Origin of the sequence: Undibacterium sp. FT79W, from assembly GCF_014284215.1 — a bacterium.
In the GTDB taxonomy this organism is placed as follows: domain Bacteria; phylum Pseudomonadota; class Gammaproteobacteria; order Burkholderiales; family Burkholderiaceae_D; genus Undibacterium; species Undibacterium aquatile.
This window is the reverse complement of the sequence record NZ_JACOGB010000003.1, coordinates 137,028-151,997: the sequence shown is the minus strand read 5'-3', so window position 1 is coordinate 151,997 and position 14,970 is coordinate 137,028. Positions and strand designations below refer to the sequence as shown.

The following is a 14,970-nucleotide window of genomic DNA, read 5'->3' as shown; positions in this document are numbered from 1 at the left end:
ACGGTGGCCGGGTTAATGGCGTTGCCAGTAGTTGATCACATCGGTTTGTGTAATCAGGCCGAGAAAATTGTCGCCATCGATGACGGGTGCCACCTTGTTTTCGCGGAAGATACCGAGCAGGTTTTCCAGTGGGTCGTGCGGATGCAGCGTCACCAGATCCTTACTCATCACCTGGCGTACTGGCTGCGTAAAGTTGGCTTTATCGGTGCGCAGTGCCAGCAAAATATCCCACTCATCAATGATGCCGACCAGCTGTGCATTGCCTTCTATGACTGGCATTTGCGAAATGTCGTGACGGCGCATTTTCTGATACGCATCTGCCAGTGTGTCTTCCTGGCGTGCAAAGACAGTGGCACCACGCTGATGAGGCCGTGTAATCAGGTCAGTCAGATTGTCGTGTTGCGGTTGTTGCAGCAAACCCTGATCAACCAGCCAGTTATCGTTGAATTGCTTGGAGAGGTATTTATTGCCGCTGTCGCAGATGAAAGTCAGTACCCGTTTAGGTTCGGTTTGCGCAAGGCAGTAACGCAGCGCGGCGGCAATCAGTGTGCCGCTCGAAGAACCCGCCAGCAAACCCTCTTTTTCTAACAGGGCGCGGGCGGTGAACAGACTTTCTTCATCGCTGATCCGATACGCACTTTTCACCATAGAAAAATCCGCAAGTGGCGGGATGAAGTCTTCACCGATGCCTTCGACGCGCCAACTGCCAGCAGTGCCGTAGCTGCCGGTTTCTACATAATCAGCGAGAATCGATCCTTGCGGATCGGCGAGTACAAATTCCAGTTCTGGTGCTGTGGTCGAAAAATAGGCACTGAGTCCGGATAAGGTACCGCTGGAGCCGACACCGACCGCAATCGCATCGAGTCTGTTTTCCATCTGCTGCCATATTTCCGGTCCGGTACTGGTTTGATGTGCAAGCGGATTGGCCGGGTTATTGAACTGATCGATGTAATACGATCCCGGCGTTTCATCAGCGATGCGGCGGGCATAATCCTGATAATAAAGCGGATGGCCTTTGTTGACATCCGAACGTGTCAGCAAGACTTCCACACCCATCGCTTTGAGTTGCTGGATTTTTTCTGTGCTCATTTTATCCGGCACCACCAGCTTGATTTTGTAGCCTTTGCGGATTGCCACCAACGCCAGCCCCAGCCCGGTATTGCCTGCGGTAGCTTCAATGATCGTGCCGCCGGGTTGCAGGTCACCGCTGCGCTCGGCCGCTTCTATCATGGAAAGAGCGATCCTATCTTTAATAGAGCCGCCGGGATTCTGGTTTTCCAGTTTGACATACAGTTCGCACAGACCGGTATCCAGTGATTGGATGCGGACAACTGGCGTATTACCTATGAGTGTGAGTACAGGATCAAAAGACATATTTGGGGAATGTGCAATAAGGTAGAAGATTGCAATTTGGCAATCTGAGGCGTGAAATCTTAGCAGTGCCGCTGGAATTCAAAGAAAGAATGAATTCGTACTAACAAATGCAAAAAATGCATACCGTCGGAAGTGAGACGCTTATTTTTGAACTAATAGCAGGCGCAGAATTTAGCTATCAATTTTTATGATACCCGTATTTGAATTCCGTATTTTCTATAATCCATCGGGCGATCTACACTGTGAACACAGCAGATTTCAAAGGAAGTCGGGAAAGCGCTGCAGCGATAATTTCGAAAGCTTTCTTTGAACTCTTTCCGGATCTGGACAAAAGGCCGTACTGAAAATAACTGAGTCATCAATCGTATTCCCGGTGGCGACGTATTTAGCATTGCAATGGTAATGGCTGCTCTGACTATCGAGTTTTGTCCCGGATTCGAATAAAATGGCTGCTATCTCAGCCAACGCAATGAACCTGTACCCGATACCTCGCTACAGGTGACGAACAAATGTGTGTCTTACCGGACGCTCTGCATGTTCTTTGCGATCAAAAATCACAAATTTTGGAGCCACTATGTCAACCGACACCACGATGGGGTCTGCTGGACCTTCGTCCGCCTCAGGCGCAAGCCCGTCCACCTCAGCAGCAACAATCCCGTCTGCAACTTCAGTTAATCCTGCGACTTCACCGGTTTTGCACGATGTGCAGCTCGACGATAAATACACGTCCAACAGCGGAACGATTTTTCTCTCAGGCATACAGGCACTAGTCCGTCTGCCGATGATACAACGCCAGCGCGATCTGGCTGCGGGTCTGAATACGGCCGGTTTTATTTCCGGTTATCGCGGTTCCCCGCTCGGTGGTCTCGATGAGACTTTGTGGAAAACCAAAAAATTATTAGAACAAAATCACGTACAGTTCGTACCGGGTGTGAATGAAGATCTGGCCGCAACTGCCGTGTGGGGCACCCAGACTGTCGATCTGATCGGCCCTGCCAAATACGATGGTGTGTTTTCTATGTGGTATGGCAAAGGCCCGGGTGTAGATCGCTGCGGCGATGTGTTCAAACACATGAACCATGCCGGTACCGCCAAACATGGCGGCGTCTTGCTGGTGGCCGGTGATGACCATGGTGCCTATTCGTCAACCTTGCCGCATCAGTCTGACCATATTTTTTCTGCCTGCATGATCCCTATGCTGTATCCCTGCAATGTGCAGGAATACCTGGATCTGGGCTTACATGCCTGGGCGATGTCGCGTTTTTCCGGCTGCGCCGTAGGCTTTAAGGCACTGGCCGATACGGTGGAATCCACCGCCTCGGTCGATGCTGATCCCTTCCGTTTGCAGATCAAGATACCGGACGACTTTGTGATGCCGGAAGGCGGTCTCAATACGCGTTTATCGCTGGACACGCTGGGCATACAGGCGCGTAAGCAGGAAGCGCTGATGCAGGATTACAAAATCTATGCCGCACTGGCGTATGCGCGTGCCAATAAGCTCAATCACGTAACGATAGACAGCCCGCATGCCAGACTGGGTATTGTCGCGTCTGGTAAATCTTATCTGGATGTGCTGGAAGCACTGGAAGAACTGGGCATTGATGAACAGTTCGCCGCCGAGATCGGTATCCGCCTGTATAAAGTCGCGATGCCGTGGCCGCTGGAACCGGATGGCATACGCGAATTTGCACAAGGGCTGGATGAGATTCTGGTCGTCGAAGAAAAACGCCAGATGGTGGAATACCAGCTCAAAGAACAGTTGTATAACTGGCGCGACGATGTGCGTCCACGTGTGATTGGTAAGTTTGATGAAAAAGGTGAATGGGTACATCCGCGCGGTGAATGGCTGCTGACTTCCAAGGCTGATTTTTCTGTGGCGCAGATTGCCCGTGTGATTTCGTCACGGATTGCACGCTTCCATACTAGCGACCTGATCAAAGCGCGTCTGGCTTTTTTGGAAGCGAAAGACGTGGTGCTGACCAAGCAGGTGAATACCCCGGCGCGTCCGGCTTACTATTGCTCGGGTTGTCCGCACAATACCTCGACCAAGGTACCGGAAGGCAGCCTGGCGCTGGCTGGTATCGGTTGCCATGTGATGGCGACCGCAATTTATCCTGAACACAATAAGCTCACGACTCACATGGGCGGCGAGGGCGCACCGTGGATAGGTCAGGCGGCGTTTTCCACATTACCGCATGTGTTTCAGAATCTCGGTGACGGCACCTATTTCCATTCCGGCTATCTGGCGATCCGTGCGGCGGTGGCGGCGAAAGTGAATATCACCTACAAAATTTTGTATAACGATGCAGTCGCGATGACCGGTGGCCAGCCCGTCGACGGCACCATTACCGTGCCTATGATGGCGCAGCAAATGGCGGCCGAAGGCGTCAAGCGTATCGCCTTGGTGACAGAAGATTTGTTGCGTTACAGCGACCGCTCGCAATTACCGGAGATGGTTACGCTGCACGACCGTAAAGACATGGATGCGGTACAGCGCGAATTGCGCGAAATCGCTGGTTGCAGCGTGCTGATTTACGATCAGACCTGTGCCGCCGAAAAACGTCGTCGCCGCAAAAAAGGCGAATTCCCTGACCCGAATCAGCGTCTGTTCATTAACGACGCAGTATGCGAAGGCTGTGGCGATTGCGGCGTGCAATCCAACTGTACCTCGCTGATGCCGCTGGAAACAGAATTTGGCCGCAAACGCGTGATCGATCAGTCGTCCTGCAATAAGGATTATTCCTGCGTCAAAGGTTTTTGCCCCAGCTTTGTCACAGTAGAAGGCGGCAAACTGCGCAAATCAAAAACCGGCACCGCAAAGAATGATGATTTCGGTGCTTTGCCTGAGCCACAACTGCCGGCTTGTAGCAGCGCTTATAACATACTGCTCAATGGTATCGGTGGTACCGGTGTGATTACCGTCGGTGCCTTGCTGGGTATGGCGGCGCATCTGGAGGGCAAGGGCGCATCGGTGCTGGATATGACCGGTATGTCGCAGAAAAACGGCTCGGTGACTTCGCATATCCGCATCATCGAACAGGCTGACAAACTGCGTGCGCAACGCATCGCCACCGGTGAAGCCGATCTGATCCTGGGGTGCGACATCCTGACCGCTGGCGCGCATGATGCGATTTCCAAAATGCGTGCAGGCCGTACCCGTGCGGTGGTGAATACTCATGAGCAGCCTACCGGCGCGTTTGCTAAAAATGCAGACTGGCAGTTCCCGCTGGAGTCGGTTGAACATCTGATCGATGAATCGGTAGCTGGCAAGGTTGATTTCATCAATGCGACCCGCCTGGCCACCGCGCTGATGGGGGACTCGATTGCGACCAATCTGTTCATGCTGGGTTTCGCTTATCAGAAAGGCGCAATTCCGGTATCGGAAGCCGCGCTGATGCGAGCCATAGAACTCAATGGCGTAGCGATAGACTCCAATAAAAAGGCTTTCCTGTGGGGCCGTCGCGCTGCCGTCGATCTGCCGAAAGTCGAAAAAATTGCGATTCCTGCTCAGAGCGTCGTTGTGAGCATGCCGCAAAGTCTGGACAAGCTGATCCAGCGCCGCGTTGACTATCTGACGGCTTATCAGAATGCCGCCTATGCCGCGCAATACAGCGATCTGGTCAGCCGTGTGCGCAGTGCGGAAAGCGCCTTGGGTCAGGGTAATCGTCTGAGTACGGCGGTGGCGAAATACTATTTCAAACTGATGGCGTACAAAGATGAATACGAAGTCGCGCGTCTGTACACCAATGGTGAATTTACTGACAAACTCAAACAACAGTTTGAAGGCGATTTCAGTCTCAAATTCAATCTGGCGCCTCCCATTTTCTCGAAGAAGGATGGGCAAGGTCATCTGGTCAAAGCGCAATACGGCTCATGGGTCTGGCAGGCATTTAAACTGCTGGCGAAATGCAAAAGTGTGCGCGGCACGGCGCTGGATATCTTTGGATATACCGCGGAACGTCAATCCGAACGCGCCCTGATTACCGATTACCGTGATCTGATCCTGAACCTGACGTCAGGTCTGAATCAGGACAATCTGGAACAGGCGGTGGCGCTGGCCAATCTGCCGGAACATATCCGTGGTTTCGGTCACGTGAAGGAAAAGTCGCTACAAACCTACTATGCTGAAAAAGCCGCCTTGCTCGATCAGCAAAAAACGACGGTAACCGAACTTTCCCGCGTCGCCTGATGCTGGCGAGCGTGCTCCTGCCGCTGCTTTTTGATGGCAGGGGCTCGCTTGTGATCAGGAAGTAATGACCGGAAGCGTGAATATTTTTCAGGTACTCAATCTGCATGGGCATGCTGAGCCATTTTTGGCCTGTAAGCCGCGTCAGTATTGAGTGTCGCGTTTTTTACCTGCTTACATATACTCATTGACGTTTACGTTAACGTCATATAACTTAGCTGCATAATTAATCAGCAAAGGAAATCCGCCGCCCAGAGCGCAAACCTTTGCCATACCTTGTTGAGGAAGACATGACTGACCTGTCCGTAGCCCAGAATCTGACCGAATATAAACCTGCGAATAAAGTGCGCTTTGTTACTGCCGCATCCCTGTTCGACGGCCATGATGCCTCGATCAACATCATGCGCCGCATCCTGATGGCGAATGGTGCCGAAGTAATTCATCTGGGCCATAACCGCTCGGTCGAAGAAATCGTCACCGCTGCCTTGCAGGAAGATGCACAAGGCATTGCGATTTCCAGCTATCAGGGCGGTCACGTTGAATATTTCAAATACATGATAGACCTGCTGAAACAACGTGGCGGCGCGCATATCAAAGTGTTCGGCGGTGGCGGTGGTGTCATCGTGCCGGAAGAAATTGCCGATCTGCATGCTTACGGTGTGACGCGTATTTTCAGCCCGGAAGATGGTCAGCGTATGGGGCTGGTCGGCATGATTCTGTCGATGATACAGGCGTGCGACATCGACTTATCCAGCTACGCACCGACCTCGCTCGATGTGCTGACGGAAGGCGACATCACGACCAAGCACCGCCCGCTGGCGCAGTTGATTACCGCGCTGGAAAACGACAGCGTCAAACCAGAATTGCGCGCCGAATTATTGAAAGCCGCAGAGCAAATCACTGTGCCAGCATTCGGCATTACCGGCACTGGTGGCGCAGGTAAATCCTCGCTGACCGATGAGCTGATCCGCCGTATCCGCCTCGATCAGGACGATCAACTGAATATCGCGTTGATCTCGATAGACCCTTCGCGTCGCAAATCGGGCGGTGCCTTGCTCGGTGACCGCATCCGCATGAATGCGATTAACCCTTGGGCCGGGCAGGTGCGCGTGTTCATGCGCTCGCTCGCTACGCGCGAAGCCGGTTCAGAAATTTCTCAGGCCTTACCCGACGTGATCGCGGCTTGCAAAGTGGCTGGCTTCGATCTGGTGATCGTGGAAACCTCCGGCATCGGTCAGGGCGATGCGGCGATCGTGCCGCATGTCGATGTATCGATGTATGTGATGACACCGGAATTCGGCGCTGCTTCGCAACTCGAAAAAATCGATATGCTGGATTTCGCCGATTTCGTGGCGATCAATAAATTCGACCGCAAAGGCGCGCAGGATGCCTTGCGCGACGTCGCTAAACAATATCAGCGCAACCGCGAACTGTGGAGCAAAAAGCCTGACGAGATGCCAGTCTATGGCACGCAGGCTTCGCGCTTTAATGATGATGGCGTCACGGCGCTGTATCAGGGCTTGCTGCCAGCGCTGACCGCGCGTGGCCTGAAAGCTATTCCAGGCAAACTGGCACCGGTGACAGTGAAATTTTCCAGCGCTAAAAACGTGATCGTGCCGCCAGCCCGTAGCCGTTATCTGGCGGAAATCGCCGACACCGTGCGTGGCTATCATAAGCATACCGCCAAGCAAGTGGTGCTGGCACGCGAACGCCAGCAACTGCACGAATCGGCGCGCATGCTGCATGAGCATCTGCATGCAAGCGGCCGCGCTCCGGTGCTCGTTCGCCCGCAGGCAGCGCAGGCCGGGGAATTGCAATCCCGCCTGCGCGAAAACGATATTTCGTTTGAACTGAATCAGCTTGCCAGCGATAAAGACGCCCAGCTCGATGTCGAATCCAAAAAACTGATCAGCATGTGGCCTGATATGCAGCAGGCGTATTCCGGTGATGAATATGTCGTCAAAATCCGCGACAAGGAAATTCGTACCCGCCTGACTTACAAATCCTTGTCTGGCACGACGATACGCAAAGTGTCTTTGCCACGCTTTGTCGATCACGGAGAAATCCTGCGCTGGCTGATGCTGGAAAATGTGCCCGGCTCTTTCCCCTATACCGCCGGTGTGTTTGCGTTTAAACGCGAAGGCGAAGACCCGACCCGTATGTTCGCCGGTGAAGGCGATCCTTACCGTACTAACCGCCGCTTTAAACTGGTGTCGCAAGGCATGGATGCCAAGCGTCTGTCGACCGCGTTTGACTCGGTCACGCTGTATGGCGCTGACCCAGCGATTCGCCCTGATATCTACGGCAAAATCGGTAACTCAGGCGTGTCGGTGGCGACGCTGGATGATATGAAAGTGCTGTACGACGGTTTCGATCTGTGCGATCCGGCGACCTCAGTGTCGATGACGATTAATGGCCCGGCACCGACGATACTGGCCTTCTTCATGAACACCGCGATTGATCAGCAAATGGATAAATTCCGCGTTGATAACAAGCGCGAACCGACTGCCGACGAAGCCGCCAAAATCCGCGCATGGGTGCTGATGAATGTACGCGGTACGGTACAGGCCGATATTCTGAAAGAAGATCAGGGGCAGAACACTTGCATCTTCTCGACTGAATTTTCGCTCAAGGTGATGGGTGATATTCAGGAATATTTTGTGCATCATCAGGTACGTAATTTCTACTCGGTGTCGATCTCCGGTTACCACATCGCTGAAGCCGGTGCGAATCCGATTTCGCAGCTCGCATTCACGCTGTCGAACGGTTTCACGTTTGTCGAAGCCTATCTCGCCCGTGGCATGCACATCGATGATTTCGCCGCGAATCTGTCCTTTTTCTTCAGCAATGGTATGGACCCCGAATACACCGTGCTGGGTAGGGTGGCGCGCCGTATCTGGGCAGTCGCGATGCGTGACAAATACGCCGCGAATGATCGGAGTCAGAAACTGAAATATCACATTCAGACTTCGGGCCGCAGTCTGCATGCGCAAGAAATCGACTTTAACGATATCCGCACCACGCTACAAGCGCTGATCGCGATTTACGACAACTGCAACAGCTTGCATACCAATGCTTATGACGAAGCGATCACCACACCGACTGATGAATCAGTCCGTCGCGCACTGGCGATACAGTTGATCATCAACCGTGAATGGGGTCTGGCGAAAAACGAAAACCCGATTCAGGGCAGCTTCATCATCGAAGAACTCACCGACCTGGTGGAAGAAGCGGTGCTGCAAGAGTTTGAACGTATCGCCGAACGCGGCGGCGTGCTGGGTGCGATGGAAACCGGCTACCAACGCGGCAAGATACAGGAAGAGTCCATGCATTATGAACACCTGAAGCATGACGGCACCCTGCCTATCATAGGCGTGAACACCTTCCGTAATCCTAAGGCAAACGACGTACCGCAAAAGATAGAACTGGCACGTTCAACCGAAGAGGAAAAACAGTCGCAACTGACGCGCCTGGCGGATTTCCATCAACGCCATGCCGACGTGGCACCGCAAGCACTGGCAGCGTTGCAGCAAGCCGCGATCAACAATGAAAACGTGTTTGCAAAACTGATGGACGCAGCACGGGTCTGTTCGCTCGGCCAGATCACCACCGCCTTGTTTGAAGTGGGCGGGCAGTACCGCCGCAATATGTAGTTGACCCGCTCATCAATCCAATGCGCTGTCGCATAGATGTGTGCACCGTCAACAGCAACTGCACATAAAAAATCCCGGACGAGTTCCGGGATTTTTTTATGCAAACGCTCACGGATCTGATCGATTAATCGAGGCGGCGATGAGACGCTTTTAGTTGTTTGGCGATGGAGTGTCTTAAATCCGTGTATCCAAATATAGTCAGACTGGATAGGAAGAGCAAGGCATAACAAGCGGATGGTTAAATTTTTAACACGGAGTTAAGATACAATCTTGCAAAAGTAAATTACGTTTGGCTTTTGGTTGTGGTCCACTGACCAATTCGTTAGGGCTTTCAGTCCATCTTAGTTACATTCAAATAGAATCGAAATGACAAGCCAGAATAACAACATAAACAGCCCATCAACAAGCTTATCTGGGCTTGAGGGGCGTGACTGCGTTCCATTTTTCAAATCGGACAAATCACAAATTGTTTTTGAATTTTGGTACCTTGTCGCCTTATTCGTTCTTGCATGTACCACCTTAATATTGCTTCAATTGTTTAGCGACTGCTTAGGCCTTCGCCATTCTGACAAACTGGTGCTATTCGCCGCACTTGGGGGATTCTTAGGTGGTTGGGTCTACGACGCAAAATGGTTTTACCGCGTCACCGCCAGGGGAAAAAATAACCAATACGACTTTCCATGGCAACCACACAAATTTTATTGGCGAATTCTTACACCATTCCTATCAGGCATCGTTGCTCTCGCCACATTTCTGCTTGGCACAACAGATTTTTTACCCATCGCGATCAAAAACAAAGAATCAGCCCGCGCGGCATTTGCGATATGTTTCTTGCTCGGTTACTTCTCCGATTTGGTTCTTAGTCGGCTGGCTGCTTGGGCAGAAAAAATAATTCCAAAGACAAAAAATGACAACAAAGATTGACTGCAATATTTGCAACGAGCTCGCTGGCACCGGTGCGGATGAGTGCGGGCGCGATTATCAAGAACTTATTCTGCGAGGAAAAAATATACTACTCTCCAGTGGTAATTTCGCAATAATTCCAAGCGTTGGCCCATTGAGTAAAACGCATGCCATGCTCGTACCATTTATACATGTAAATAGTTTTGCAGAATTGCCGTCGAGCTCCCTCAATGAAGCAGCTAGCTTGCTGGACAAGATGCAAGAACATAGCGTTAAGAAGCTTGGAAAAAAGCTCTTCTTTTTTGAGAGTGGTGCAGGTCAACTAACCAGTCACTCAGGGGGGTGCATAACACATGCTCACATACATTGCATCGCCGAGTCACCAGAGTTTTTTAATCGCCTTTCAGCCGAAGTATCTCTCTCGCCTGCGGGGAAAATGGATTTCTCCAACGCAGACACAGGGCACGGATATATATGGTTTAGAGATAGTAATGGAAACTGCTATATTTGCAATAAGCCGCTACTTCCATCGCAGTTTTTAAGGTATATGTACGCTCAATGTACGAATAGTCCGAGTGTTTGGAACTGGCGGCGCCATACAAACTTCACAGAAGTGCAAGAGGTTGTTTCTGCGTATGCGGGCATAAGGTAGCTTTGTGAAAAAATACGTGCCTAGCTTTAAGTTAAAAATGAAAATTCTCTATAAGTAACTCAAATTCAGCAGCATCTGTCACTCGCCTAACTACTTGGGCAAGCCGACACTAGCAAGCTTCGCTGATTGATTCTCTCCGTGCTACTTACTGATACGTTCGAGGTCTCCAAGTGTGCTCTCACGGTCAACTGTCGTTAGAGTTCTCTGGCTCTTTGCTGCAATCTCGCTCAAGCAGGTGATAGTGCCGTCTGGCGTGGTCAATCAGGAAAATATCGTGTCGAGTTCATCGACCAGCTGGTGCTTCTCGATACTAAGATCGATATCTATGAGTGCGACGGAAACGACCTAGGCTACACGAGAAGCAAGCCAACCGATCAGCATCAATCCTAACGAGTGCTGAGCCGTGCAGTCCTCTAACCTAAACGGCAAGGGAACCATTCTTCACCAGGCTCCTGACATCGTAGGTTAGTAAGCGCACCGTGTATGGCTTGATCCCGCTGATAAAAGATGGCACTGTGGCAAAGGCCAGGGGGAAATAATGCTGGCAGTGTCTGGATATTCAACAGGATGAAAGTCATGGAAAAACAATCTGCTTCTCGCGCTGGCGCTGCTATCGGTGCCATGATTTTTTCGGTCTTCGGCTCAGGCTGGTTGTTTTTCTGGGCTGCCAGAAGTTTTGCACAGGCTGCTGTGTTGTGGGTGTTGATTGGTGGCTTGGGGCTGGCTTTGTTTTTTGCGGCTTTCTGGCAGTACCGGCGCAATCGTGAGGCGCATGCGGCCGCTGCTGAGTCGCCTGAAAATAAAAAAGAGCAGCGCATTTTTAACATCGTCAATATTGTTCAGGGCGTTGCCATTTTTTTGGCGGCGAATATTGCGAAGAATATCGGGCACCCTGAATGGTTTGTGCCTGCCTTCATCTTTATTGTCGGGGCGCATTTCATCCCACTGGCCAAAGTGTTTCACAGCAGGCGACATACTGTGATTGGTGTTGCGATGATGGCTTGGGCATTGGCGTATCCGCAGCTTACCCGGGCGGGTGCTGCTGATCCGGTCGGTTGTCTGGGCGCGGGTTTGATTCTTTGGGCTAGCGCTCTTTCTGCATTGTTATTCCATTCTGCCACGCAAGCTGATCCAACGGCGGCACATTAACGGCGCGATAGCAGGCTGGCTGCTTGTCGTGAATAGATTCCGGGAGTCTCTCAGATGGCGGATAAAAAAATGACCGATGACGGACGCTGGCCTTTATCGAAATTTCTGATTGTTGGCATTCTCATTGCAGTGGCGGGCTATCTGCCGCTGCAGTTGTATATTATTTTCGGGCCGGCTGATGGCAATCCTATTGGTCTGGGGCTGCTAATGGTGATGGGAATCATGCTGGGGATGGGCGTAGTCGCAATAGGTGTGATCAAGCGCCTGATCCGCTATTTTGTGGAATGACGGATGCGCTGAAAAGTTCAGGTTGCGATTGCCCGCTCATTTGCCTTGCATCAGAATTTTGCCGCAAAAGAATGTAGATTTTTCTGTGTCCTCATTCACCTAAAATCGCTAAGGTTTCATTCCACTGTGCTATCCATGGTATTAAGAAATCGTGCTCTGCAAATGTGCGTTTCAGGCGCGGCATAGGAACGCGATAGACATCATTCAAACCCAATGCCAGAGTGACTGGATTCCAGCGCCATTTGTTTTTAGCACCTTTGGCGCTGCTTTTGACGCGCGCACCCTCATCACCAAAAATCGCTTCGCCGCTGAGCAGGGCTTTTTCCATATTGATTTTGACCAGATGACCAAAAGCCAGCAAGACCTGCGCTTTATCTATGCCTGATTGTGATTCAAACGCCATTACTTTTTCTTCTTTGACAGGCAAGGCAGCGGTTTTTAATTGTGCCACCAGACGACTTAAGTCTTTACGCAAAAAACGCAAGTCGTGCAGTGGTGCGCGTATGCCCGGTGGTGGTAATTGAATCGCAATCTTGTCGGCGTCTTTGGTCATGGTGATCAGCACATCGGCACTGCCCGCCGCCAGGCGTTGGGTATCGTCCTGGAAAAATATCGGCGCGGCATAACCACCTGTGGCGTCGCCAAATAGTTCAGGATATTGATCTGAGTAATCAAGCCAGACATAAGGCGTGACGCCGTGGGTGATTAAGGCTGGCAAATTCCATGCGTTGCCAGTTTGCTGTTGCAACCAGTCGCAGGCTTCGGCAAGTGTCGCTCGATAGGCTAATTCGGTATTACTCATAAAATCATCTTTGTGGGGTGTAGAAATGTCAGGGCGGGCGTCAGCATGAACGGAGGCCGATTATAGCCACGTACGGCACAGCGCATTGCAGCAGACGCATACATTCAACGACGCATATCATCGGGAAACGTCTTAAAAATGCTGTTGGCGTTACCGGGGAATATTGATTTACCATAGACGCTGTACCTGCTTATACGTAAAAGAAATAGCGCCGGAAATACCACCAGAAATATACATACTCCCCCCACTTTTAACATAAAAGGCGCTGATGTCATTGAATTTAAAGGGCTTTAAAATATACACGGGGGAGTATGTATTAAGCTTGGGTCAGCTAATCTGACCACCGTAACTATCGTAACCGCCTTAATCGCCTTAATCCGCAAGCTCTGAAAGGATGACTCCATGTTAAAAGGTAACTGTCATTGTGGTGCTGTCAGTTGGGAATTTCGCGGTATGCCGGAAGGGGCGACCACATGCAATTGCACTGTATGCCGGCGGTATGGTGCTTTGTGGGCATATGATTTTATTGATGAGGGCATACGTGTTCACGGACCAACCACCGCATATATCCGCGGGCGGGCGATTGAATTTCACTTTTGCGCTCATTGTGGCTGCGTCGCATACTGGCTGGCGCGTATTCCTGAAGAAGATGGCCGCCGCCGTGTCGCTGTCAATTTACGTCTGACTGAACCAGTACCGATCGCTAACATTCCGATTGATCACTTTGATGGCCTGGATACTTTCGATGATTTGCCGCGAGACGGACGCTGCGTCGGCGACTACTGGTTTTGATTGCAACAACGAATTTAATAAAAGGAAAATATGGACGCAAAAATGATTACCTCGACGCTGGAATTGCCCGGTTATGAGATTAAGGAAAACGTAGGCATCGTGCGTGGCATCGTCGTGCGTTCACGCTCTATCGTCGGCTCTTTCTTCGGCGGTTTGCAGACGATCGTCGGTGGCAACATCACGATTTATACGAATATGTGCGAGCAGGCGCGCAAAGACGCTTACCGGATTATGTGTACGCAGGCGGAAAAAAATGGTGCCAACGCCATTGTTGGTATGAAATATGACGCCACCGAAGTGATGCGCGGTGTGACCGAGGTTTTGTGCTACGGTACAGCGGTGATTGTGGAGCGCAAGCAAAAATGAAAAGACTTATTCTGGCCGGTATGGTGCTGTTTATTGCTGGTGTTTTTCTCGCTTTGCTGCAAATGTGGTTTGCACCCTGGAGCCATGAATTGTTCCTGAAATTTGAAATTACCCTGTTGGCGGTATTTGTCGTGCTGTTTGCGATCTGGTTTACGCGCAAAGAATATAAGGATTACAAACGCCAGCTCAGTGGTGATCGTCTCGACGATTGAGATGACAGCGTGAGTTTGCGGTGCTGACTCATTATTCGCTCGCATATCAATCAGGTAGTATGTTTGTTTTTTTATTTCAAGCTTGTCTGACATGAAAATTTCCCGCATTGATCATATCGTTTTGACGGTTGCTGACATTGATGTCACGTGTCAGTTTTATTCGCAGGTGCTTGGTATGGACGTGGTGACGTTTGGCGAAGGCCGGAAAGCGCTCACGTTTGGTCAGCAAAAATTGAATCTGCATCAGGCCGGGAAAGAATTTGAGCCGAAAGCATCGAGGCCGACACCGGGTTCCGTCGATCTTTGTCTGATCAGTGAAACGCCGGTCAATCAAGTTGTCAGCGAACTTGAGGCTGCCGGAGTAAAAGTGACCGAGGGGCCGATACAAAGAACCGGTGCAACGGGGTCTATCGTTTCTGTGTATTTCCGTGACCCGGATCAAAATCTGATCGAAGTCTCGAACTATTTTTGAGAACTGCCATCTGAACTGATATTGGAATGGATGTTTTCGTTTATCAGACATACACAGCGCAAGAAGTGTGCTTGTGTTTGGCATGATTGCTGATGACGCACCGTTCTGTTAGCTTGTTCGC

General features: G+C 51.1%; 11 protein-coding genes. 9 read left to right on the top strand and 2 right to left on the bottom strand.

All coding sequences use genetic code 11. The annotated features are described in order from the left end of the window. Positions 1–12: 12 nt before the first annotated feature. The gene (locus H8K38_RS06120) at positions 13–1,374 is read right to left on the bottom strand and encodes a cystathionine beta-synthase (RefSeq protein ID WP_186883916.1); all 1,362 of its coding nucleotides are present in this window, start codon (positions 1,372–1,374) and stop codon (positions 13–15) included. A gap of 574 nt (positions 1,375–1,948) precedes the next feature. Here H8K38_RS06120 and H8K38_RS06115 point away from each other — a divergent pair. From H8K38_RS06115 to H8K38_RS06095, 5 genes are all read left to right on the top strand, one after another. Continuing rightward, positions 1,949–5,563 (top strand): indolepyruvate ferredoxin oxidoreductase family protein, encoded by a 3,615-nt coding sequence (locus H8K38_RS06115; protein WP_255422844.1) that lies wholly within the window; start codon positions 1,949–1,951, stop codon positions 5,561–5,563. A gap of 287 nt (positions 5,564–5,850) precedes the next feature. Continuing rightward, positions 5,851–9,213 (top strand): fused isobutyryl-CoA mutase/GTPase IcmF, encoded by a 3,363-nt coding sequence (gene icmF, locus H8K38_RS06110; RefSeq protein ID WP_186883915.1) that lies wholly within the window; start codon positions 5,851–5,853, stop codon positions 9,211–9,213. 366 nt (positions 9,214–9,579) lie between these two features. Next, positions 9,580–10,137, top strand: a complete 558-nt coding sequence (locus H8K38_RS06105) for a hypothetical protein (protein ID WP_222610776.1) — start codon at positions 9,580–9,582, stop codon at positions 10,135–10,137. A 1,207-nt stretch (positions 10,138–11,344) separates the two neighbouring features. Then, on the top strand, positions 11,345–11,917 hold the full coding sequence (locus tag H8K38_RS06100) for a hypothetical protein (protein ID WP_186883914.1): 573 nt from the start codon (positions 11,345–11,347) through the stop codon (positions 11,915–11,917). Positions 11,918–11,971: 54 nt separating this feature from the next. Further along, complete coding sequence (locus tag H8K38_RS06095; protein WP_186883913.1) at positions 11,972–12,205, top strand: hypothetical protein; 234 nt, start codon at positions 11,972–11,974, stop codon at positions 12,203–12,205. Positions 12,206–12,296: 91 nt separating this feature from the next. Here H8K38_RS06095 and H8K38_RS06090 read toward each other — a convergent pair whose 3' ends face one another. Next, positions 12,297–13,007 (bottom strand): hypothetical protein, encoded by a 711-nt coding sequence (locus tag H8K38_RS06090; RefSeq protein ID WP_186883912.1) that lies wholly within the window; start codon positions 13,005–13,007, stop codon positions 12,297–12,299. Positions 13,008–13,409: 402 nt separating this feature from the next. Between H8K38_RS06090 and H8K38_RS06085 the strand changes: the two genes are divergently transcribed. From H8K38_RS06085 to H8K38_RS06070, 4 genes are all read left to right on the top strand, one after another. Continuing rightward, the gene (locus H8K38_RS06085; RefSeq protein WP_186883911.1) at positions 13,410–13,799 is read left to right on the top strand and encodes a GFA family protein; all 390 of its coding nucleotides are present in this window, start codon (positions 13,410–13,412) and stop codon (positions 13,797–13,799) included. Positions 13,800–13,829: 30 nt separating this feature from the next. Further along, complete coding sequence (locus H8K38_RS06080; RefSeq protein WP_186883910.1) at positions 13,830–14,165, top strand: YbjQ family protein; 336 nt, start codon at positions 13,830–13,832, stop codon at positions 14,163–14,165. Then, positions 14,162–14,377 carry a hypothetical protein gene (locus H8K38_RS06075; RefSeq protein ID WP_186883909.1) on the top strand — a complete coding sequence of 72 codons (216 nt, stop codon included), beginning with the start codon at positions 14,162–14,164 and terminating at the stop codon, positions 14,375–14,377. The genes H8K38_RS06080 and H8K38_RS06075 overlap by 4 nt, the downstream gene beginning before the upstream one ends. A 91-nt stretch (positions 14,378–14,468) precedes the next feature. Further along, a complete protein-coding gene (locus tag H8K38_RS06070) occupies positions 14,469–14,849 on the top strand; it encodes a VOC family protein (protein WP_186883908.1) in 381 nt (126 codons plus the stop codon). Positions 14,850–14,970 lie beyond the last annotated feature (121 nt).